This window comes from Rubrivivax sp. JA1026 (assembly GCF_011065555.1).
GTDB lineage: Bacteria > Pseudomonadota > Gammaproteobacteria > Burkholderiales > Burkholderiaceae_C > Rubrivivax > Rubrivivax benzoatilyticus.
Genome location: NZ_JAALCQ010000002.1, coordinates 110,387 through 130,999 on the forward strand (window position 1 = coordinate 110,387; position 20,613 = coordinate 130,999).

The following is a 20,613-nucleotide window of genomic DNA, read 5'->3' on the forward strand; positions in this document are numbered from 1 at the left end:
GGAGGGTTCACGATGCTCGGCATCGCCGACTACGGCGCGTTCTGCGCGGCCGTTCTGCTGTTTCTCGCGTTGCCCGGGCCGGGCAACCTGGCTTTGCTGACCTCGACCGCCAAGGGCGGGCTGCGTGCCGGGCTGGCGGCGACCTTGGGTGTCATCGTCGGTGATCAGGTGCTGCTCTGGCTGGCCGTGGCTGGTGTCGCGGCGCTGCTCGCGGCCTATCCGACGGTGTTCGCCGCGGTGCAGTACGCGGGCGCTGCCTACCTCGGCTGGCTGGGCCTGAAGCTGCTGGTGTCGCGCGGCGGCGTGGCGGCGGCGGTGCCGATCACCCCGGGGCGCTACGCCCGCCAGGCCTTCTTCATCACCCTGCTCAACCCGAAGGCCATCGTCTTCTACATGGCCTTCTTCCCGCTGTTCATCGATCCGTCCGCCCACCGCGGTGCCATCACCTTCGCGGCGATGGCGGTGACGATCGCGGCGCTGACCTTCGCCTACGGCCTGATCGTCTGCCTGCTGGCGCGCGCCATGGGCGACGAGATCGGGCGTCGCCGCCGCGTGGCGAAGGCGCTGGAGCGCCTGGCCGGTGTGTTCCTGATCGGCTTCGGCCTGAAGCTGGTGGCATCGTGAAGATCTTCTGCATCGCCAATCAGAAGGGTGGGGTCGGCAAGACGACGACCACCGTGAACCTTGCCGCCGGCCTGGCCCTGGTCGGCCAACGTGTGCTCGTCGTCGATCTCGATCCGCAGGGCAACGCGACGATGGGCTCGGGCGTCGACAAGCGTGCGCTGCCGCTGTCGGTCTACGACGTGCTGCTGGAGAGCGCGACGGTGGCCGAGGCGCGCCAGCGCAGCAGTGCCGGCTACGACGTGCTCGGCGCCAACCGTGAACTGGCCGGCGCCGAGGTCGAACTCGTCGAGCTCGAGCGCCGCGAGCGCCGCCTGAAGCAGGCGCTGGCCGCGGCCGAAGCCGACTACGACTTCGTGTTGATGGACTGCCCGCCGTCGCTGAGCCTGCTGACGCTGAACGGCTTGTGCGCCGCGCACGGCGTCGTCGTGCCGATGCAGTGCGAGTACTTCGCGCTCGAAGGACTGTCGGACCTGGTCAACACGATCAAGCAGGTGCACGCCAACCTGAACCCCGAGTTGAAGCTGATCGGCCTGCTGCGGGTGATGTACGACCCGCGCATCACGCTGCAGCAGCAAGTGGCCGAGCAGCTGAAGGCGCACTTCGGCGACAAGGTGTTCAACACGGTGATCCCGCGCAACGTGCGCCTGGCCGAGGCACCGAGCTATGGCCAGCCGGGCGTCACCTTCGACCCGTCGAGCAAGGGCGCGATGGCCTTCGTCGAGTTCGCACGCGAGATGGTGGCGCGGCTGGGCTGAGCGGCCCCGGCGCGCGCCGGAGCTTCATGTTCCACGTGGAACACGGGCCGCCCGGCGGCCTGCGGCAACAAACGAAAACGGCGCCCCGCGGGGCGCCGTTTTGCTGCCGTGGCGATCGCCTCAGAGCCCCAGGCCTTCGTCCAGTCCGAGGTGCAGGTTCATCGTCTGCACCGCGGCGCCGCTGGCGCCCTTGCCGAGGTTGTCCAGGCGCGCGACGAGCAGCACCTGCGTGTCGCTGGCGAAGACGAAGACGTCGATGCGGTTCGTGTCGTTGGCTGCCTGCACGTCGAGGAACCCGTGTTCCAGCGTCGCCGCGTCGCGCAGCGGCATCACGCGGATGAAACGTTCGCCGGCGTAGTGCGCCGTGTAGGCGGCGTGGATCGCCTCGGGCGTCACGCCGGGCAGCTGTGCCAGGTGCAGCGGCACCGACACCGCCAGGCCCTTGTAGAACGGCCCGACCACCGGCACGAACAGCGGCGCCGCGGCCAGCCCGGTGTGCGCCGCCATCTCGGGCAGGTGCTTGTGCGCCAGGCCCAGCGCGTAGGGCCGCGGCGCGTCCAGTTCCGGATTGCCGCCGGCCTGGTACTGCTCGATCATCTTCTTGCCGCCACCCGAGTAGCCGGTGATCGACGTGGCGCTGACCGGCAGCGTGGCCGGCACCAGCCCGCCATCGACCAGCGGGCGCAGCAGCGCGACGAAGGCCGTCGCGTGGCAGCCCGGGTTGCTGATGCGCTTGGCGGCGCGCAGCGCGTCGCGCTGGCCCGGCGCCAGTTCGGGGAAGCCGTAGGCCCAGCCCGGCGCCGTGCGGTGCGCGGTGCTGGCGTCGATCAGGCAGGTCTTCGGGTTCGTCACCAGCGCCGCGGCCTCGCGCGCTGCGGCGTCGGGCAGGCAGAGGAAGGCGACGTCCGCAGCGTTGAGCAGGCGCGCACGTTCGCTGGCGTCCTTGCGCAGGTCGGGCGCGATCTTCAGCAGCTCGATGTCCGAGCGGCCGGCCAGGTACTCGTGGATCCGCAGGCCCGTCGTGCCTTCCTGTCCGTCGACGTAGACCGTGTAGTTCATCGCTGCCTCTCGCGCACAATTCGTGGGGTGAACAGTCGAGGATAAGGCAAGGTGATGACCTTGGACGAACGTGTGCTGGTGCTGCCCGGATGGCTGGGCTCCGGCCCGGAGCACTGGCAAAGCCGCTGGGAGGCGCTGCACGGTTTTCAGCGTGTGCAGCAGTCGGACTGGCAGTGGCCGTTGCGTGGCGACTGGATGGCACAGCTGGAAGAGGCAGTGCTGTCCGCGCCGGGCCGTGTGCGGCTGGCCGCGCACAGCCTGGGCTGCCACCTCGTCGCCGCCTGGGCGGCACACTCCTCGCACACCGAGCGCGTCGCCGGCGCGCTGCTGGTCGCGCCGCCGGATCTGGAGCAACCCGACACGCCGCCGCCGGTCGCCCGCTGGCGCCCCGTCGTGCGCCGGCCGCTGCCGTTTCCCGCGCTCGTGCTCTACAGCGAGGACGACCCCTTCGCCTCGGCCGCCGCGTCGCGTGCGCTGGCCGCCGACTGGCGCGTGCCGGCCGAGAGCCTGGGTGCACGCGGCCATCTGAATGCCGAATCGGGCCTTGGCGACTGGCCCGAAGGCGTCGCGAAGCTCGCGGCGCTGGGCCCCGTCGCCGCTCGGTGACAATCACGACCATGGCGACCAAAAAACCGAAGGGGCTGGGCCTGGGCCTCGAAGCGCTGCTGGGCCCCAAAGTCTCCGAAACGCCGGCCGGCGACGGCCAGCCGACGACGCTGCGCCTGGAGCAGCTCGAGCCCGGCCGCTACCAGCCGCGCACGCGAATGGACGAGGGCTCGCTGTACGAACTGGCCGAGAGCATCAAGGGCCAGGGCGTGATGCAGCCCATCCTCGTGCGCCCCGTGGCCGAGGGCCGCTGGGAGATCATCGCCGGCGAGCGCCGCTTCCGCGCCGCGAAGATCGCCGGCCTCGACCGCGTGCCGGTGCTCGTCAAGCCGGTGCCCGACGAGGCCGCGGCGGTGATGGCGCTGATCGAGAACATTCAGCGCGAAGACCTGAACCCGCTGGAAGAAGCCCAGGGTTTGCGGCGTCTCGTCCAAGAGTTTGGACTCACTCACGAACAGGCGGCGCAGGCCGTCGGCCGTTCGCGCAGCGCCGCGACAAACCTGCTGCGCCTGCTGAACCTGGCCGACCCGGTGCAGCAGATGCTGCTCGCCGGCGACCTGGACATGGGCCACGCCCGTGCGCTGCTGGCGCTGGAGGCCGCGCCGCAGATCATGGCGGCGCACGAGATCGCCTCGCGCAAGCTCAGCGTGCGCGACGCCGAGAAGCTGGTGCAGCGCCAGTCGCGGCCCGAACCCACGCCGCGCGAGAAGGCCGCCGCCGGCAAGTCGCGCGACGTGTTGCGGCTCGAGGAGCGCCTGGCCGACACGCTGGGCGCTGCCGTCGAGATCCGCGTGCGCAGCCGCGGCCGGAAGCAGTCGGGCGAGATCACGATCGCCTTCGGCTCGCTCGACGAGTTGAACGGCCTGCTGGAACGTCTGGGCGCGGCCGAGGACTGACGCCGCTGGCCCGCCCCGGGCCGCACCCGCGCGGTGCGCGAGCACCATCGCCGCCTGACCCCGCAAGGCCAAACCGCCTGCAGGCTTTTCGCCGCCGTCGCATGATGGGCGCGCGACGTGTCCCGGCGTGCCTTCCACCACGGCAGGGCGCCGCGGGGACGGAAGGAGTCGTCTGCGCCCCTGGTGGGGCACGGCTCTTGCGAGAGGCGGGTGCGGCGGATTCCTCGGAACAGTCGGTCGATGACAGGCCAAACCCGGTGGAAATCGCAGCCCGCGCAGGGCAGGATTGATCTGCCTGCCGAGGCAAGCGGCCATGCCGCTGGCGTGACGGAAAGCTCTGATGGAGCCTGGGCCCGTACAGCCGGGACTTCATCAGAACTTCCCCAGGCGAGGAAGTCGGGGCCGCTGCGGCTCCGACAGCCCTCGCCGTCATCGACCAGGAGCTCGCATGGACGTGATCGGCAACCTGAAGGCGCGCTACGAACGCCTCAGTGCGGAGGAGATCTCGCTCGAGGACTACCTCGCGGAATGCAAGCGCAACCCGCTGGCCTACGCCACCGCGGCCGAGCGCATGCTCAAGGCCATCGGTGAGCCGAAGAGCATCGACACGCGCAACGACCCGCGGCTGTCGCGGATCTTCGCCAACAAGATCATCAAGGTCTACCCGGCCTTCGCCGAGTTCTACGGCATGGAGGACGCGATCGAGCAGGTCGTGTCCTACTTCCGGCACGCAGCGCAGGGGCTGGAGGAGAAGAAGCAGATCCTGTATCTGCTCGGCCCGGTGGGCGGCGGCAAGAGCTCGATCGCCGAGCGCCTGAAGCAGCTGATGCAGGAGGTGCCGTTCTACGCGATCAAGGGCTCGCCGGTGAACGAGTCGCCGCTGGGCCTGTTCGACCCCGACGAGGACGGCCCGATCCTGGAGAGCGAGTACGGCATCCCGCGGCGCTACCTCAACCGCATCATGAGCCCCTGGGCGGTGAAGCGGCTGGAGGAGTACGGCGGCGACATCCGCCGCTTCAAGGTCGTCAAGCGCTACCCGTCGATCCTGCGCCAGGTCGGCATCAGCAAGACCGAGCCGGGTGACGAGAACAACCAGGACATCAGCTCGCTGGTCGGCAAGGTCGACATCCGCCGCCTGGAGAGCTACGCCCAGGACGACCCCGACGCCTACAGCTACTCCGGCGGCCTGTGCCTGGCCAACCAGGGCCTGCTCGAGTTCGTCGAGATGTTCAAGGCGCCGATCAAGGTGCTGCACCCGCTGCTGACGGCCACCCAGGAAGGCAACTTCAAGGGCACCGAGGGCTTCGGTGCGATCCCCTTCGACGGCGTCGTGCTCGCCCACAGCAACGAGAGCGAGTGGAAGGCCTTCCGCAACAACAAGAACAACGAGGCCTTCCTCGATCGCATCTACATCGTCAAGGTGCCGTACTGCCTGCGCGTCAGCGAGGAGGTGAAGATCTACGAGAAGCTGCTGCGCAACTCGTCGCTGGCCCAGGCCACCTGCGCGCCGGGCACGCTGAAGATGATGAGCCAGTTCGCCGTGCTGACGCGCCTGAAGGAGCCGGAGAACAGCTCGCTGTTCAGCAAGATGCTGGTCTACGACGGCGAGAACCTGAAGGACACCGACCCGCGCGCCAAGAGCTACCAGGAGTACCGCGACTACGCCGGGGTCGACGAAGGCATGACCGGCATCTCGACGCGCTTCGCCTACAAGATCCTGTCCAAGGTCTTCAACTTCGACAGCACCGAGGTCGCCGCCAACCCGGTGCACCTGATGTACGTGCTGGAGCAGCAGATCGAGCGCGAGCAGTTCCCGGCCGAGCTGGAGCAGAAGTACGTCGGCTTCATCAAGGAGCTGCTGGCGCCGCGTTATGCCGAGTTCATCGGCAAGGAGATCCAGACCGCGTACCTGGAGAGTTATTCCGAGTACGGCCAGAACATCTTCGACCGTTACGTCACCTACGCCGACTACTGGATCCAGGACCACGAGTACCGCGACACCGACACCGGCGAGGTCTTCGACCGCGCGGCGCTCAACGCCGAGCTCGAGAAGATCGAGAAGCCGGCGGGCATCGCCAACCCGAAGGACTTCCGCAACGAGATCGTCAACTTCGTGCTGCGCGCGCGCGCCAACAACCAGGGCAAGAACCCGGTGTGGACGAGCTACGAGAAGCTGCGCACGGTGATCGAGAAGAAGATGTTCTCCAACACCGAGGAGCTGCTGCCGGTCATCAGCTTCAACGCCAAGGCCAGCGCCGACGAGGCCAAGAAGCACGAGGACTTCGTCACCCGCATGGTCGACAAGGGCTACACGCCCAAGCAGGTGCGCCTGCTGTGCGAGTGGTACCTGCGCGTTCGCAAGAGTTCCTGAGATGACGTCGAGCGCCGCACGCAGCTTCCCCCTCTCCCGTCTGCGGGAGAGGGCAGGGGTGAGGGTGCAGGCGCATCACCAGCCCTCACCCCAACCCTCTCCCGCCCTGCGGGAGAGGGAGTAATGCCATGCAGCAGATCATCGACAGACGGCTCGCCGGCAAGAACAAGTCGATCGGCAACCGCGAGCGTTTCCTGCGCCGGCACAAGGAGCAGATCCGCGAGGCGGTCAAACGCGCGATCGACGGCCGCGGCATCCGCGACATCGAGCGTGGCGAGGAGATCCACATCCCCAAGCGCGACCTGAGCGAACCCGTCTTCGGCCACGGCCAGGGCGGGGTGCGCGAGATCGTGCATCCGGGCAACCAGGAGTACATCCGCGGCGACCGCATCGAGCGCCCCAAGGGCGGTGGTGGCGGTGGCAGCGGCAGCGGGCAGGCCAGCGATCAGGGCGAGGGCGAAGACGACTTCGCCTTCGCGCTGAGCAAGGAAGAGTTCATGCAGGTCTTCTTCGAGGACCTGGCGCTGCCGCACCTGGTGCGCACCCAGCTCGCCGAGGTGCCCGAGTGGAAGACCCACCGCGCCGGCTTCAGCAGCGACGGCACGCCGAACAACCTGCACGTCGTGCGTTCGATGCGCGGCGCGATCGGCCGGCGCATCGCCATCGGCGCCGGCAGCCGGCGCGAGCTGCGTGAGCTGGAGGACCGGCTGGCGGTGATGAAGGCCGAACTCCAGCCCGGCGACGCCGTTGCCGAACGCGAGATCGAGGCGCTGGAGGACGAGATCGCCCGGCTGCGCACGCGCGTCGAGCGCATCCCCTACCTGGACCCGATCGACCTGCGTTTCCGCAACCGGGTGCGCGTGCCGGTGCCGACCAGCAAGGCGGTGATGTTCTGCCTGATGGACGTTTCCGGCTCGATGGACGAGGCGCGCAAGGAGCTGTCCAAACGCTTCTTCATCCTGCTGTACCTGTTCCTGACCAAGCACTACGAGCGCATCGAGCTGGTCTTCATCCGCCACCACACGCAGGCCCAGGAAGTCGACGAACACGACTTCTTCCACGCCCGCGAGACCGGCGGCACCGTCGTGTCGAGCGCGCTGGTGCTGATGGAGGAGATCATCCGCGCGCGCTACAGCCCGAGCGAGTGGAACATCTACGGCGCCCAGGCCAGCGACGGCGACAACTGGCACCACGACAGCGGCCGCTGCCGCGAGCTGCTGGGCGACAAGCTGCTGCCGCTGGTGCGCTACTACGCCTACGTGCAGGTCGCCGAGGAAGAGCAGAACCTCTGGGAGGAGTACACCCAGCTGCAGGCCGGGCACCGCCACTTCGCGATGCGCAAGGCCACCAGCGCCGACCAGATCTATCCGGTCTTCCGCGACCTGTTCAAGAAGGAAGGGAAGCAGGCGGCATGAAACACGGCACCGCGCGCACGCTGCTCACCGAGCCGATCCCGCCCGGCGAACGGCCCGGCGAACCCCTTCCCGGCCCGAGCGACTGGTCCTTCGAGCTGATCGACAAGTACCACGCGATCATCCGCGCGACCGCCGAACGTTTCGGCCTGGACACCTACCCGAACCAGCTCGAGATCATCACCGCCGAGCAGATGATGGACGCCTACGCGTCCGTCGGCATGCCGGTGAACTACCGCCACTGGAGCTACGGCAAGGAGTTCATCGCCACCGAGAAGAACTACAAGCGCGGCCACATGGGGCTGGCCTACGAGATCGTCATCAACTCCAACCCCTGCATCAGCTACCTGATGGAGGAGAACACGATGGCGATGCAGGCGCTCGTCATCGCCCACGCCGCCTACGGCCACAACAGCTTCTTCAAGGGCAACTACCTGTTCCGGATGTGGACCGACGCGTCGTCGATCATCGACTACCTCGTCTACGCCAAGGACTACGTCGCCAAGTGCGAGGAGAAGCACGGCCTGGAGGCCGTCGAGCTGTTCCTCGATTCCTGCCACGCGCTGGCCAACCACGGCGTCGACCGCTACCGCCGGCCCAGCCGCAAGTCGCTGGCGCAGGAGCTCGCCGAGCGCCAGGACCGCGAGGCCTACGTGCAGCAGCAGGTCAACGACCTCTGGCGCACGCTGCCGCGGCGCGCCGAGAAGGACGCCCCGTCACAGGAGAGCCGGCGCTTCCCCGAGGAGCCGCAGGAGAACCTGCTGTACTTCATCGAGAAGAACGCGCCGCTGCTCGAGCCCTGGCAGCGCGAGATCGTGCGCATCGTGCGCAAGATCGCGCAGTACTTCTATCCGCAGCGCCAGACCCAGGTGATGAACGAAGGCTGGGCCACGTTCTGGCACTACAAGCTGCTGAACACGATGTACGACGACGGTTACCTGACCGACGGCGTGATGATCGAGTGGTTGAAGTCGCACACCAACGTCGTCTACCAGCCGCCGGTGGGGCACCGCGCCTACAGCGGCATCAATCCCTACGCGCTCGGCTTCGCGATGTACAACGACATCCAGCGCATCTGCGAGAAGCCCACCGACGAGGACCGCCAGTGGTTCCCCGAGATCGCCGGCACGCCTTGGCTGCCGGCGCTGGACCAGGCGATGCGCAACTTCAAGGACGAGAGCTTCGTCGGCCAGTACCTGAGCCCGAAGCTGATGCGCGACCTGCGGCTGTTCACGATCCTCGACGACGAGAAGCAGAACGAGCTGGAGATCAGCGCCATCCACGACGAAGCCGGCTACCGGCGTGTGCGCGAGGCGCTGTCGCACCAGTACGACCTCGGCACGCGCGAGCCCAACATCCAGGTCTGGAACGTCAACCTGCGCGGTGACCGCTCGCTGGCGCTGCGCCACTTCCAGCACAACGACCGGCCGCTGCACGACAGCGCTGCCGAGGTGCTGAAACACGTCGCGCGGCTCTGGGGCTTCGCGGTGCACCTGGAGAGCGTCAACACGCGCGGCGACGTCACCAAGCGCTGGAACGTGCCGGCGCCGGCCTGAAACGACGAAGCCCCTTGCGGGGCTTCGTGTCGTGGAGGGCCTGGCGGGCCGTCTCAGTGGCTGCGCCGACGGCGCGTGCCGGCGACGGCCAGCAGCGCCAGGCCGCCCAGGGCCAGCGTGCCGGGTTCGGGCACGTCGTAGCTGAGCTTGTCCCAGTAGACGTCGTAGGCCGTGCTGCGGCCGTGGTTGTAGCTCTGGATGATCGCGTTGGCGATCGCCGTCGTGCCCGGGGCGACGTAGGCGTGCGACGCGAACAGCGCGCCGGCGCCGTCGAACACCTCGTACAGGAAGCTGCCGCCGCCGCCCAGCGTGATCGACAGCGTGTACCACTGGTCGAAGGCGTCACCGACGGCCACCACCGGAACCGTCCAGGAGCCCGGCTCGTTGCTGTCCCAGAAGCGGAAGCCGCCGGACGCGAACTCGATGATCGGATAGGCGCTGACCGCACCGGCGGTGTTGATGCCCGTGCCCCACAGGCCGGCCCAGCGTCCGCCGTAGCTGGCCGCTTCTTCGTCGATCCAGAGCTGCGCGCTCAGCTTGTAGGTGTCGGGCGCCAGGTCGTACTTGCGGCCTTGCGTGGCGTAGAAGTCCGCGGTGGCGCCGGCCGGGTTGGTCGTCACCTTGAGGCGGTTCTCGCCGTCGAACTCGGCGCTCTCGAAGGCCGCCGGCGCTGCGCGGTCGACGTACCAGACGCCGGGCGCGCGCGACCCGGTCACGACGGTGTCGAAGTCCAGGGTCACCGTGGCCGCCTGGGCGCTGACGGCCGACAGGGCCAGCACGCCGGCCGTGGCCGCCCACTTGATCGCGAACATTGAGGTTCCTCCGTAGTTTTGACGCGTTATCCGCAGAAGGCGATCGGGACGATCGCCGTGTTGCGGCGAATCGTTAGCAATTCGTGCGCCAAACTAGGGATATCTGCAAAAGTCTTTATTTGACAAAGACTTGCGCGCCTCTTGGGGAGGTTTGGAAACAACCTTGTCAGATATCTCGACAGTCTCTCGGCCGGTATCGAACGAGGCGTTCAGTTCCTGAATATCTTTCCCGGATTGAGTATTTGAAATGGATCAAGCGCCTGCTTGATCGCGCGCATCAGCGCAATGCCGCCGGCGCCGGCTTCCTCTTCCAGGAACGCCATCTTGTGCAGCCCGATGCCGTGTTCGCCGCTGCAGGTGCCTTCCATCGCGATCGCCCGGCGCACCATGCGTTCGCTCATCGCTTCGGCGGTCGCGCGCTCGGCGGCGTCGCCGTCGCGCACCAGGTAGGCGAGGTGGAAGTTGCCGTCGCCGACGTGGCCGACGATGTAGTAGGGCAGGCCGCTGGCCTCGGCGTCGGCCACCGAGGCTTCGACGATCTCGGCCAGGCGCGAGATCGGCACGCAGGTGTCGGTCGTCACCGAGCGTGTGCCCGGGTGCTGCTGCAGGCCGGCGAAGTAGGCGCGGTGGCGTGCGGCCCAGAGGCGGCTGCGCTCCTCGGGCGTGTCGGCCCACTCGAAGTCCTCGCCGCCCAGCTCGGCGGCGATGGCCTGCACGGTCTCGGCCTGTTCCTTGACGCCGGCCGGGCTGCCGTGGAACTCCATCAGCAGCATCGGCGCCTCGCGCAGCGCGAGCCCCGACTGGCGATTCACCGCGCGCACCGCGTTGACGTCCAGCAGCTCGCAGCGTGCGATCGGCACGCCGAGCTGGATGGTCTGGATCGTCGTGCGCACCGCCGACGCGACGTCGGGGAAGTGGCAGACCGCGGCGCTGACGGCCTCCGGCAGCGGGACCAGGCGCACCGTCAGTTCGGTGATCACGCCCAGCGTGCCTTCGCTGCCGACGAACAGCCGCGTCAGGTCGTAACCGGCGGCCGACTTGCGGGCGCGTGTGCCGGTGTGCACGAGCTCGCCGCGGCCGGTGACGACGGTCAGCGCCAGCACGTTCTCGCGCATCGTGCCGTAGCGCACGGCGTTCGTGCCGCTGGCGCGTGTCGCGGCCATGCCGCCGAGCGACGCGTTGGCGCCCGGGTCGACCGGGAAGAACAGGCCCAGTGAACGCAGCTCGGCGTTGAGCTGCTCGCGCGTGACGCCGGCCTCGACGGTGGCCGTCAGGTCGTCGGCGTCGATGCGCAGGATGCGTGTCAGACGCGAGACGTCGACGCTGAGCCCGCCCTGCACGGCCAGCAGATGGCCTTCGAGCGACGAGCCGGTGCCGTACGGGATGACCGGCACGCGGTGCTCGCCGGCCAGGCGCACGACCGCGGCAACCTCGTCGCTGCTCTCGCAGAACACGACCGCGTCGGGCGGCGTCACGGGGAAGGGCGACTCGTCACGGCCGTGCTGCAGGCGCACTGCCTCGGTGGTGCTGCAGCGCTCGCCGAAGCGTGTGCGCAGCGCGGCCAGCAGCGTCTCGGGCAGCGGGCGACGCGCCGCCTGGGCGGCGGCATCGTGGGGGACAGCGCTCATGACCAACTCCTCGCACGCGGCCGGCGCCGCAGCGTCATCGCCTGGGCGGGGCATTCTAGGAGGCCGGTCAGGCGCCGACCTCAGGCCTTGCGCCGCGCGCGAACCGCGGCCGCCAGGCCGTCGAGCACGCCGACCGAGTCGTCCCAGCCGATGCAGGCGTCGGTGATGCTCACGCCGTACTCCAGCGCCGACGCGCGGTCCTTGCCGGCGCTGAACTTCTGCGCCCCGGGCTTCAGGTGGCTCTCGACCATCACGCCGAAGATGCAGCGGTTGCCGGCGGCGATCTGGCCGCCGACGTCGCGCATCACGTCGATCTGGCGCTGGTGCTGCTTGCTGCTGTTGGCGTGGCTGGCGTCGATCATCAGCCGGCACGGCAGCTTGGTCGCCTCGATCTCGGCGCAGGCCGCGGCGACGCTGGCGGCGTCGTAGTTCGGCGCCTTGCCGCCGCGCAGGATGACGTGGCAGTCCTTGTTGCCGCGGGTCTCGACGATCGCCACCTGGCCGTTCTTGTGCACCGACAGGAAGTGGTGCGGGCGCGCGGCGGCCTGGATCGCGTCGGTGGCGATCTTGATGTTGCCGTCGGTGCCGTTCTTGAAGCCGACCGGCGCCGACAGCCCGGAGGCCAGCTCGCGGTGCACCTGGCTCTCGGTCGTGCGTGCACCGATCGCGCCCCAGGCGATCAGGTCGCCGATGTACTGCGGCGAGATCACGTCGAGGAACTCGCTGGCCGCCGGCACGCCTTCGCGGTTGATGTCGACGAGCAGCTGGCGCGCGATGCGCAGGCCTTCGTCGATGCGGAAGCTCTCGTCGAGGTAGGGGTCGTTGATCAGGCCCTTCCAGCCGACGGTGGTGCGCGGCTTCTCGAAGTAGACGCGCATCACGATCTCGAGGTCGGCGGCGTGGCGTTCGCGCTCGGCCTTCAGGCGACGCGCGTACTCGACGGCCGCGGCCGGGTCGTGGATCGAGCACGGGCCGATGATGACGAGCAGCCGGTCGTCCTCGCCGTGCATGATCTGGCGGATCTTGTGCCGCGTGCCCGACACCAGCGTCTCGACCGGCGTGCCGGCGATCGGGAAGAAGCGGATCAGGTGGTCCGGCGGCGGCAGCGGCGTGACGTCGCGGATGCGCTGGTCGTCGGTCTGGCTGGTCTTCTCGCTCAGCGCGTAGCGGCTCTCGGTCGCTGCGGCGGATTTCGGGCTCATGACGGGGCTTCCTGTGGTCGGGGACGGGGCGAAAAAAAACCGCCGGGGCTGCCGGCGGTTTTCTGGGTTCGCTCGCGTTTCTTCGGGTTACGCGTTTGCCTCTCCAGCCGCCGAACGGGGCGAGAACCAAAAGTACGCGAAGAAGAAGGCGGGCGAACGCATCGGGGTCGAATGTAGCACGCGGTGAGGATTGGGGTCAGGTCTTGCCTTTTGCACGCGGCGACGTTGGCGTCTTGCGCCGAGAGCGTCAGTGCAAAAGGCAAGACCTGACCCCGGCATTCGTCAGTACGCTTGCGCGCCGAAACCGGCGGCCTGCAACGCCTGCACGACGTCGGCGACGTGGCGCGGGTTGCGCGTCTGCAGCACCAGCTCGACCTCGACGTTCTGCGCCGACAGCGTCGAGAACGCGCGCTGGTGGTGGACCTCGTCGATGTTGGCGCCGGCCTGCGCGACCACCGTGGTGATGCGCGCCAGCACGCCGGGCGTGTCGCGCGCGCCGACGCGGATGCGCGCCAGCCGCCCGGCGCGAACCATGCCGCGGCCGATGATCGCCGACAGCAGCATCGGGTCGATGTTGCCGCCGCACAGCACGAGGCCGACCTTGCGCCCGGCGTAGCGCTCGGGCTCCTTCAGCAGCGCCGCCAGGCCGGCCGCGCCGGCGCCTTCGACCAGCGTCTTCTCGATCTCGAGCAGCATCACGATGGCCTGCTCGATGTCGCCTTCGTCGACCAGCACCAGGTCGTCGACCCGTTCGGCGATCAGCGCGCGCGTGATCTCGCCCGGCTGGCCGACGGCGATGCCTTCGGCGATCGTCGTCAGGCCTTGCGGGTGCTGCGTGCCCTTGACGGCGTTGACCATCGCCGGGAACCGCGCGGTCTGCACGCCGATGATGCGGATGTCCGGCCGCAGCGCACGCACCGCGGTGGCGATGCCGCTGATCAGCCCGCCGCCGCCGACGGCGACGACCAGCGTGTCCAGCTCGGGCTGCGCGCGCAGCATCTCCAGGCCGATCGTGCCCTGGCCGGCGATGACCAGCGGGTCGTCGAAGGGGTGCACGAACTCGAGCCTCTGCTCGGCGGCGATCTGCAGCGCGCGCTCGCGCGCCTCGTCGAAGGTCTCGCCGTGCAGCACGACCTCGGCGCCGAAGCCGCGCGTGCGCTCGACCTTCACCGTCGGCGTGTGCACCGGCATCACGATGACGGCGCGCAGCCCCAGGCGCTGGGCGTGGTGGGCGACACCCTGGGCGTGGTTGCCGGCCGAGGCGGCGACGACGCCGGCCACGCCGTGCTGCACCAGCGCACAGAGCTTGTTCAGCGCGCCGCGTTCCTTGAACGAGGCGGTGAACTGCAGGTTCTCGAACTTCAGGAAGACCTGGGCGCCGAGGATCTGGCCGATCGTGCGGCTCTCGACGCAGGGCGTGTCCAGCACGTGGCCGGCCAGGCGGCCGGCGGCGGCCTCGATGTCGGCGTACTCGACGGCAGCCATCAGGCGGTGCCCCCGACGGTCAGGCGCTCGATGCGCAGCGTCGGCTGGCCGACGCCGACCGGCACGCTCTGGCCTTCCTTGCCGCAGGTGCCGACGCCGGTGTCCAGCTCCAGGTCGTTGCCGATCATGCTGACGCGCTTGAGCGCATCCGGGCCGCTGCCGATGATCGTCGCGCCCTTCACCGGGTACTGGATCCTGCCCTTCTCGACCCAGAAGGCCTCGCTGGCCGAGAAGACGAACTTGCCGCTCGTGATGTCGACCTGGCCGCCGCCGAAGTTGGTGGCGTAGAGGCCGCGCTTCATCGACGCGACGATCTCCTCGCGCGTCTTGTCGCCGGCGAGCATGTAGGTGTTGGTCATGCGCGGCATCGGCAGGTGGGCGTAGCTCTCGCGCCGGCCGTTGCCGGTGGGCTTCACGCCCATCAGGCGCGCGTTCAGGCTGTCCTGGATGTAGCTGACGAGGATGCCGTCCTCGATCAGCACGTTGCGCTTCGAGGCCACGCCTTCGTCGTCGACATTCAGCGAACCGCGGCGGTCCGGCAGCGTGCCGTCGTCGAGCACGGTGACGCCCGGAGCGGCGACCCGCTGGCCCAGGCGGCCGGAGAAGGCGCTCGAACCCTTGCGGTTGAAGTCGCCTTCGAGCCCGTGGCCGACGGCCTCGTGCAGCAGCACGCCGGGCCAGCCGGGGCCGAGCACGACGCTCATCTCGCCGGCCGGCGCCGGGCGGCTCTCGAGGTTGGTCAGCGCCGCGTCGACGGCCTGGCGCACATAGCCTTCGATGACCGCGTCCTGGAAGTAGCCGAGGCCGAAACGGCCGCCGCCGCCGCCGGTGCCGACTTCACGCCGGCCGTCCTGCTCGGCGATCACGGTGAGCGACAGCCGCACCAGCGGCCGCACGTCGGCGGCGCGCGTGCCGTCGGCGCGCGCGACGAAGACGACGTCGTACTCGGCGGCCAGCCCGGCCATCACCTGGACGATGCGCGGGTCCTTGGCGCGGGCGAGCTTCTCGACACGCTCGAGCAGCGCCACCTTCTGCGTGCTGTCCAGCGTCGCGATCGGGTCCATCGGCGCGTACAGCGCACGGCTGGCGGCGATGCGCGGCGCACGCGCCAGCTTGACACGTTTGTTCTGGCCGGCCGCGGCGATCGTGCGCACGGTGCGCGCGGCGTCCAGCAGCGCGGCCTCGGACAGGTCGTCGCTGTAGGCGAAGGCGGTCTTCTCGCCGGCGACGGCACGCACGCCGACACCCTGGTCGATGCTGAAGCTGCCGCCCTTGACGATGCCTTCCTCCAGGCTCCAGCCCTCGTGGCGCGTGGACTGGAAATACAGGTCGGCGTCGTCGACACGATGCTCGGCGATCGTCGCCAGCGCCCGGGCGAGCTGCGCCTCGCCGATGCCGGCGGGTTCGAGCAGCGACGACTGCGCGATGGCCAGGCGTTCGAGGGTGGGTTCGCGGGTGATCATCGGCGCCTCCGGGTGGGGCGCGAATTGTAGGAGTCGCGTCTTGCCCGTGCCGCCGCGGTGGCGCTCGCCGGAGTTCAGCCGCGCCGCGCCAAGGCCTCCTGGTACAGCGCGTTGCGCGGCGCGCCGCTGATCTCGGCGGCCAGCGCGACCGCCTGCTTCAACGGCAGCTCGCGCAGCAGCACCTCCAGCGTCTGCAGCGCCGCCGGCGCCAGCCCTTCGGCCTCCACCGCCGGCAGTGCGTGCAGCACGAGCACGAACTCCCCGCGCACACGGTTCGCATCGGCGGCCAGCCAGCCCGGCAGCTCGCCGGCGGCCATCGTCGCCACGGTCTCGAACTGCTTGGTCAGCTCGCGGCACAGCGTCACGCGGCGCTCGGGCGCGCCTTCGGCCAGCGTCGCCGCCAGCGCCTCGATGCGGTGCGGCGCCTCGAACAGCACCTGCGTCGAACGCTCGCCCAGGCAGGCGGCCAGCGCGTCGCGCCGTTCGCCGCCGCGCGAAGGCAGGAAGCCGACGAAACGGAAGCCCGCGCCGACGGTGTCGCCGGCGACGCTGAGCGCCGTGACGGCGCTGCTCGCGCCCGGGATCGGGATCACCCGATGGCCGGCCGCCGCGGCCTGTGCCACCAGCACCGCGCCGGGGTCGCTGACCGCCGGCGTGCCGGCGTCGCTGACGTAGGCCACCGACTCGCCCGCCGCCAGCCGTGCCAGCACCGCGCCGCTGGCGCCTTGTTCGTTGTGGGCGTGCAGCGCGATCAGCGGCTTGTCCAGCCCCAGGTGGCGCAGCAGCTGCGCGCCGACGCGCGTGTCCTCGCAGGCGACGGCGTCGGCGCGGGCCAGCACGTGCACCGCCCGAAGCGTGATGTCGGCCAGATTGCCGATCGGCGTGGCGACGACGTAGAGTGCGCCGGGCGGGAACTGCTGGCTGCCGGCGGCGGCATCGGCTGCGGCGAGCAGCGCGGAGGGCGTGATGTTCAAGGGCGCGTCGGAGCAGGGGACGAAGGCGCTCGGCGATGCCGCCGAGTCTCGGGCGCTGGCCTGGCTGCAAGCGCGCGGCCTGACGCTGCTGGAGCGCAATTATCGGGTCGCACGCGGCCCGCACGCGCGCGGCGGCGAGGTCGACCTGATCCTGCGCGACGCCGACGGCACGCTGGTCTTCGTCGAGGTGCGTTCACGGCGCAGCCGCGGCTTCGGCGGTGCCGCGGCCAGCATCGGCGCGAGCAAGCGGGCCCGCATCGTCTATGCCGCGCGCCACTACCTGCAGCGCTGGCGCGTGCTGCCGCCGTGCCGCTTCGATGTCGTCTGCATTGATGACGGGCGCGTTGAATGGCTTCAGGCGGCCTTCGACGCCGCTTGAACCCGCCGCCGGCGGGGCCGTGCCAACCCCGGGCCTTATCATCCCCCGCCTATGCTCGAGCAGCGGATCCAGCAGCAATTCTTCGACAGCGCCGACCTGAAGTACCAGACCGCCGAGGCGCTCTCGCGCCCGATCGCCGAAGCCTGCGGCGCCCTGGTCGGGGCCATCACCTCCGGCGGCAAGCTGATGATCGGCGGCAGCGGCGCCGCCTCGGCGCTGGCGCTTCACTTCGGCCAGCGCCTCGTCACCGGCTACGAACGCGAGCGCCCGCCGCTGCCGGCGATGGTGCTGGGCGCCGACGCCGAGCCGCTGATCCTGGCGCTGGGCCATCCGGGCGACGTGCTGTTCTGGATCGAGCCCGCCGACGGCGACGGCCAGCTCGCTCGCGCGGCGATCGCCGCGGCGCACGACAAGGACATGACGGTGGCCGGCCTCAGCGCCGGCACCGGGGCGGCGGCTGCGGCCGTCGCGGCGCAGCTCGCCGAAACCGACGTCAAGGTCGCGCTGCCGCACGCCCGCGGCGGCCGGGCGCTGGAACTCCAGCTGCTCGTGCTGCACTGCCTGTGCGACGCGATCGACCTTCAACTGATGGGAGAACAGGAACCGTGAACACCCGACTCGTGATGCGCCCGCTGGCGCTGGCCCTGGCTGCGGCGGCTGCCGCGACGACGCTGTCGGCCTGCGCACCGCTGATCGTCGGCGGTGCGATGGTCGGCGGCAGCATGATGATCATCGACCGGCGCACCTCCGGCGCGCAGGTCGAGGACCAGGCCATCGAGCTCAAGGGCGCCTCGGTCGTGCGCGATCTGGCGACGCTGGGCCACGTCAACGTCACCAGCTACAACCGCATGGTGCTGCTGACCGGCGAGGTGCCGACCGAGGACGACCGCCTGCGCGTCGAGAACGCGGTGCGCCGCGTCGAGAACGTGCGCAGCGTCACCAACGAGCTGGCCGTCGCCGGCAACAGCTCGCTGAGCTCGCGTTCCAACGACCTCGTGCTGACCAGCAAGGTCAAGGCGACCTTCGTCGACGCCAAGGACCTGCAGGCGCCGTCGGTCAAGGTCATCACCGAGCGCGGGACGGTCTACCTGATGGGCCGCGTCACCGAACGCGAGGCGGCGCGGGCCGCGGATCTGGCGCGCTCGGTGTCGGGCGTGCAGAAGGTGGTGCGCGTCTTCGAGGTGATCTCCGAAGCCGAACTCGCCAACCTGCAGAAGGCCACGCAGCCTTCGCAGCCGGCTTCCGGCAACCGCTGAGCGCCTGCGGGGCGGGCCGTGGTGGGCCCGCCGCGCCCGCTCAGCCCAGCCGCTTGATCAGGCTGGACGTGTCCCAGCGGCCGCCGCCCTGGGCCTGGACCTCGGCGTAGAACTGGTCGACCAGCGCCGTCACCGGCACGCGCGCGCCGTTGCGGCGCGCCTCGTCGAGCACCAGGCCGAGGTCCTTGCGCATCCAGTCGACGGCGAAGCCGAAGTCGAACCTGCCTTCGACCATCGTCTTGCCGCGGTTGTCCATCTGCCAGCTCTGCGCCGCGCCCTTGCCGATGACGTCCAGCACCAGCGGCATGTCCAGCCCGGCGTGCCGGCCGAAGGCGATGGCCTCGGCCAGGCCCTGCACCAGCCCGGCGATGGCGATCTGGTTGACCATCTTCGCGAGCTGGCCGGCGCCGCTGTCGCCGATGCGCGTGACGGCGCGCGCGAAGGCCATCGCCACCGGCTTCATCGCGTCGAACGGCGCCTCGTCGCCGCCGCACATCACGGTCAGCACGCCGTTGACCGCACCGGCCTGGCCGCCGGAGACCGGGGCGTCGACGAAGGGCAGGCCGCGCCCTGCGGCGGTGGCATACAGCTCGCGCGCGACTTCGGCCGAGGCCGTGGTGTGGTCGACGAAGACCGCGCCCGGCGCCATGCCGGCGAAGGCGCCGGTCTCGCCCAGCGTCACGGCGCGCAGGTCGTCGTCGTTGCCGACGCAGCAGAAGACGAACTCGGCGCCGGCGGCGGCTTCGGCCGGCGTCGGTGCGTGGGCGCCGCCGTACTCGGCGACCCAGGCCTGGGCCTTGGCGGCGCTGCGGTTGTAGACGGTGACGCGGTGGCCGGCGCGGGCGAGGTGCCCGGCCATCGGGTAGCCCATGACGCCCAGGCCGATGAAGGCGACGGCGCGGGGCGGGACGGGGTCGTAGGTCTTGCTCATCGGCGGGCGGTCTCAGGCGGTGGGGACCGCCGATTCTGCCGCCCGGCCGCGCCGCGTCAGATGACGCGCATGTTCTCCGTGCCGGCGGCGAGGTCGCGGCTGCGCGCACGCTGGCTGTTGAGCTTGATCTGCAGGCGCAGGTCGTTGACCGAATCGGCGTTGCGCAGCGCGTCCTCGTAGCTGACGGCGTTGGCTTCGTAGAGGTCGTACAGCGACTGGTCGAAGGTCTGCATGCCGAGCTCGCGCGAGCGTTTCATCAGCTCCTTGATCTCGCCGATCTCGCCCTTGAAGATCATGTCCGACACCAGCGGCGTGTTGAGCATGATCTCCACCGCCGCAATGCGGCCGCGGCCTTCCTGGCGCGGCAGCAGGCGCTGGCTGATCAGCGCCTTGAGGTTCAGCGACAGGTCCATCAGCAGCTGGCCGCGGCGCTCCTCGGGGAAGAAGTTGATGATGCGGTCCAGCGCCTGGTTGGCGCTGTTGGCGTGCAGCGTGGCCATGCACAGGTGGCCGGTTTCGGCGAAGGCCACCGCGTGCTCCATCGTCTCGCGGTCGCGGATCTCGCCCATCAGGATCACGTCGGGCGCCTGGCGCAGCGTGTTCTTCAGCGCCTGCTCCCAGCCGTCGGTGTCGACGCCGACCTCGCGCTGCGTGACGATGCAGTTCTTGTGCGGGTGCACGAACTCGATCGGGTCCTCGACGGTGATGATGTGGCCGTAGGAGTGCTCGTTGCGCCAGTCGACCATCGCCGCCAGCGAGGTGCTCTTGCCCGAGCCGGTGGCGCCGACGAAGATCACCAGGCCGCGCTTGGTCATCGCGATGTCCTTGAGCACGCCGGGCAGGGCCAGCGTGTCGATCGTCGGCAGCGTCTGCGGGATCGTGCGCAGCACCAGGCCCACCTGGCCCTGCTGCATGAAGGCGTTGACGCGGAAGCGCCCGACGCCCTGCGGGCTGATCGCGAAGTTGCACTCCTTGGTGCGCTCGAACTCGGCGGCCTGCTTGTCGTTCATCACCGCGCGCGCCAGCTGCAGCGTGTGCTGGCCGGTCAGCGGCTGCGGCGAGACCTTGGTCACCTTGCCGTCGACCTTGATCGCCGGCGGGAAGTCGGCGGTGAGGAAGAGGTCCGAGCCGTTGCGCGCGATCATCAGGCGCAGCAGGTCGTTGACGAATTTCGAGGCCTGGTCGCGTTCCATCCGTGTACTCC

Annotated in this window: 19 protein-coding genes; 10 read left to right on the plus strand and 9 right to left on the minus strand. The window is 69.8% G+C overall.

The window, feature by feature from the left end; all coding sequences use genetic code 11:
- Positions 1-12 precede the first annotated feature (12 nt).
- Together G5B56_RS04210 and G5B56_RS04215 are read left to right on the plus strand one after the other, a co-directional pair.
- Complete coding sequence (locus G5B56_RS04210) at positions 13-624, plus strand: LysE family transporter (protein WP_164962428.1); 612 nt, start codon at positions 13-15, stop codon at positions 622-624.
- Positions 618-1,379 (plus strand): ParA family protein, encoded by a 762-nt coding sequence (locus G5B56_RS04215; protein WP_029718411.1) that lies wholly within the window; start codon positions 618-620, stop codon positions 1,377-1,379. Before G5B56_RS04210 ends, G5B56_RS04215 begins: the two co-directional genes overlap by 7 nt.
- 120 nt (positions 1,380-1,499) lie before the next feature.
- Here the strand turns inward: G5B56_RS04215 and argC are convergent, their stop codons facing one another.
- Entirely contained in the window at positions 1,500-2,438 is a 939-nt protein-coding gene (gene argC / locus G5B56_RS04220) for an N-acetyl-gamma-glutamyl-phosphate reductase (RefSeq protein WP_164962429.1), read from the minus strand.
- Positions 2,439-2,492: 54 nt separating this feature from the next.
- Here argC and G5B56_RS04225 point away from each other — a divergent pair, with 54 nt between their 5' ends.
- The 5 genes from G5B56_RS04225 (at position 2,493) to G5B56_RS04245 (ending at position 9,279) form a co-directional block, all read left to right on the plus strand.
- Positions 2,493-3,044, plus strand: coding sequence for an alpha/beta hydrolase (locus G5B56_RS04225; protein WP_164962430.1), 552 nt, complete (start codon positions 2,493-2,495; stop codon positions 3,042-3,044).
- Between the two features lie 11 nt (positions 3,045-3,055).
- Positions 3,056-3,940: a ParB/RepB/Spo0J family partition protein gene (locus G5B56_RS04230; protein WP_009856032.1), complete on the plus strand. Its 885-nt coding sequence runs from the start codon at positions 3,056-3,058 to the stop codon at positions 3,938-3,940.
- Between the two features lie 448 nt (positions 3,941-4,388).
- Complete coding sequence (locus G5B56_RS04235) at positions 4,389-6,311, plus strand: PrkA family serine protein kinase (RefSeq protein WP_164962431.1); 1,923 nt, start codon at positions 4,389-4,391, stop codon at positions 6,309-6,311.
- Between the two features lie 128 nt (positions 6,312-6,439).
- Positions 6,440-7,726, plus strand: a complete 1,287-nt coding sequence (locus tag G5B56_RS04240; RefSeq protein ID WP_164962432.1) for a YeaH/YhbH family protein — start codon at positions 6,440-6,442, stop codon at positions 7,724-7,726.
- Positions 7,723-9,279, plus strand: a complete 1,557-nt coding sequence (locus G5B56_RS04245; protein WP_009856239.1) for a SpoVR family protein — start codon at positions 7,723-7,725, stop codon at positions 9,277-9,279. The genes G5B56_RS04240 and G5B56_RS04245 overlap by 4 nt, the downstream gene beginning before the upstream one ends.
- 53 nt (positions 9,280-9,332) lie before the next feature.
- Here G5B56_RS04245 and G5B56_RS19790 read toward each other — a convergent pair whose 3' ends face one another.
- The 6 genes from G5B56_RS19790 to rsmI form a co-directional block, all read right to left on the minus strand.
- Positions 9,333-10,091 carry a PEP-CTERM sorting domain-containing protein gene (locus G5B56_RS19790; RefSeq protein WP_206023479.1) on the minus strand — a complete coding sequence of 253 codons (759 nt, stop codon included), beginning with the start codon at positions 10,089-10,091 and terminating at the stop codon, positions 9,333-9,335.
- A 209-nt stretch (positions 10,092-10,300) separates the two neighbouring features.
- Positions 10,301-11,719 (minus strand): FAD-binding oxidoreductase, encoded by a 1,419-nt coding sequence (locus G5B56_RS04255; protein WP_009856241.1) that lies wholly within the window; start codon positions 11,717-11,719, stop codon positions 10,301-10,303.
- Positions 11,720-11,799: 80 nt separating this feature from the next.
- Positions 11,800-12,921: a 3-deoxy-7-phosphoheptulonate synthase gene (locus G5B56_RS04260; protein ID WP_009856242.1), complete on the minus strand. Its 1,122-nt coding sequence runs from the start codon at positions 12,919-12,921 to the stop codon at positions 11,800-11,802.
- A 282-nt stretch (positions 12,922-13,203) separates the two neighbouring features.
- Positions 13,204-14,406, minus strand: coding sequence for a threonine ammonia-lyase (locus G5B56_RS04265; protein ID WP_164962433.1), 1,203 nt, complete (start codon positions 14,404-14,406; stop codon positions 13,204-13,206).
- Entirely contained in the window at positions 14,406-15,869 is a 1,464-nt protein-coding gene (tldD, locus tag G5B56_RS04270; RefSeq protein WP_164962434.1) for a metalloprotease TldD, read from the minus strand. Before tldD ends, G5B56_RS04265 begins: the two co-directional genes overlap by 1 nt.
- A 74-nt stretch (positions 15,870-15,943) precedes the next feature.
- Positions 15,944-16,843, minus strand: coding sequence for a 16S rRNA (cytidine(1402)-2'-O)-methyltransferase (gene rsmI, locus G5B56_RS04275; protein WP_164962435.1), 900 nt, complete (start codon positions 16,841-16,843; stop codon positions 15,944-15,946).
- Here rsmI and G5B56_RS04280 point away from each other — a divergent pair.
- From G5B56_RS04280 to G5B56_RS04290, 3 genes are read left to right on the plus strand one after another with little or no spacing between them, the layout of a single operon-like run.
- Complete coding sequence (locus G5B56_RS04280) at positions 16,836-17,222, plus strand: YraN family protein (RefSeq protein ID WP_009856246.1); 387 nt, start codon at positions 16,836-16,838, stop codon at positions 17,220-17,222. The two genes, rsmI and G5B56_RS04280, sit on opposite strands and share 8 nt — an antisense overlap.
- 51 nt (positions 17,223-17,273) lie before the next feature.
- Complete coding sequence (locus G5B56_RS04285) at positions 17,274-17,831, plus strand: SIS domain-containing protein (RefSeq protein ID WP_009856247.1); 558 nt, start codon at positions 17,274-17,276, stop codon at positions 17,829-17,831.
- Positions 17,832-17,845: 14 nt separating this feature from the next.
- Positions 17,846-18,478 (plus strand): BON domain-containing protein, encoded by a 633-nt coding sequence (locus G5B56_RS04290; protein ID WP_009856248.1) that lies wholly within the window; start codon positions 17,846-17,848, stop codon positions 18,476-18,478.
- A 40-nt stretch (positions 18,479-18,518) separates the two neighbouring features.
- On the opposite strand, the gene G5B56_RS04295 is transcribed toward G5B56_RS04290, so the two are convergent.
- Together G5B56_RS04295 and G5B56_RS04300 are read right to left on the minus strand one after the other, a co-directional pair.
- A complete protein-coding gene (locus tag G5B56_RS04295; protein ID WP_164962436.1) occupies positions 18,519-19,409 on the minus strand; it encodes an NAD(P)-dependent oxidoreductase in 891 nt (296 codons plus the stop codon).
- A gap of 56 nt (positions 19,410-19,465) precedes the next feature.
- Positions 19,466-20,602 (minus strand): PilT/PilU family type 4a pilus ATPase, encoded by a 1,137-nt coding sequence (locus G5B56_RS04300; RefSeq protein WP_009856250.1) that lies wholly within the window; start codon positions 20,600-20,602, stop codon positions 19,466-19,468.
- Positions 20,603-20,613: the final 11 nt, after the last annotated feature.

Bases quoted from the DNA above. Each gene is read 5' to 3' on its own strand.
- G5B56_RS04235 (WP_164962431.1), top strand. From the start codon at position 4,389: ATGGACGTGATCGGCAACCTGAAGGCGCGCTACGAACGCCTCAGTGCG.
- G5B56_RS04280 (WP_009856246.1), top strand. From the start codon at position 16,836: ATGTTCAAGGGCGCGTCGGAGCAGGGGACGAAGGCGCTCGGCGATGCC.
- tldD (WP_164962434.1), bottom strand. From the start codon at position 15,869: ATGATCACCCGCGAACCCACCCTCGAACGCCTGGCCATCGCGCAGTCG.
- G5B56_RS04210 (WP_164962428.1), top strand. From the start codon at position 13: ATGCTCGGCATCGCCGACTACGGCGCGTTCTGCGCGGCCGTTCTGCTG.
- argC (WP_164962429.1), bottom strand. From the start codon at position 2,438: ATGAACTACACGGTCTACGTCGACGGACAGGAAGGCACGACGGGCCTG.
- G5B56_RS04295 (WP_164962436.1), bottom strand. From the start codon at position 19,409: ATGAGCAAGACCTACGACCCCGTCCCGCCCCGCGCCGTCGCCTTCATC.
- G5B56_RS04245 (WP_009856239.1), top strand. From the start codon at position 7,723: ATGAAACACGGCACCGCGCGCACGCTGCTCACCGAGCCGATCCCGCCC.
- G5B56_RS04225 (WP_164962430.1), top strand. From the start codon at position 2,493: ATGACCTTGGACGAACGTGTGCTGGTGCTGCCCGGATGGCTGGGCTCC.
- G5B56_RS04285 (WP_009856247.1), top strand. From the start codon at position 17,274: ATGCTCGAGCAGCGGATCCAGCAGCAATTCTTCGACAGCGCCGACCTG.
- G5B56_RS04260 (WP_009856242.1), bottom strand. From the start codon at position 12,921: ATGAGCCCGAAATCCGCCGCAGCGACCGAGAGCCGCTACGCGCTGAGC.
- G5B56_RS04265 (WP_164962433.1), bottom strand. From the start codon at position 14,406: ATGGCTGCCGTCGAGTACGCCGACATCGAGGCCGCCGCCGGCCGCCTG.
- G5B56_RS04290 (WP_009856248.1), top strand. From the start codon at position 17,846: ATGCGCCCGCTGGCGCTGGCCCTGGCTGCGGCGGCTGCCGCGACGACG.
- G5B56_RS19790 (WP_206023479.1), bottom strand. From the start codon at position 10,091: ATGTTCGCGATCAAGTGGGCGGCCACGGCCGGCGTGCTGGCCCTGTCG.
- G5B56_RS04230 (WP_009856032.1), top strand. From the start codon at position 3,056: ATGGCGACCAAAAAACCGAAGGGGCTGGGCCTGGGCCTCGAAGCGCTG.
- G5B56_RS04300 (WP_009856250.1), bottom strand. From the start codon at position 20,602: ATGGAACGCGACCAGGCCTCGAAATTCGTCAACGACCTGCTGCGCCTG.
- G5B56_RS04255 (WP_009856241.1), bottom strand. From the start codon at position 11,719: ATGAGCGCTGTCCCCCACGATGCCGCCGCCCAGGCGGCGCGTCGCCCG.
- G5B56_RS04240 (WP_164962432.1), top strand. From the start codon at position 6,440: ATGCAGCAGATCATCGACAGACGGCTCGCCGGCAAGAACAAGTCGATC.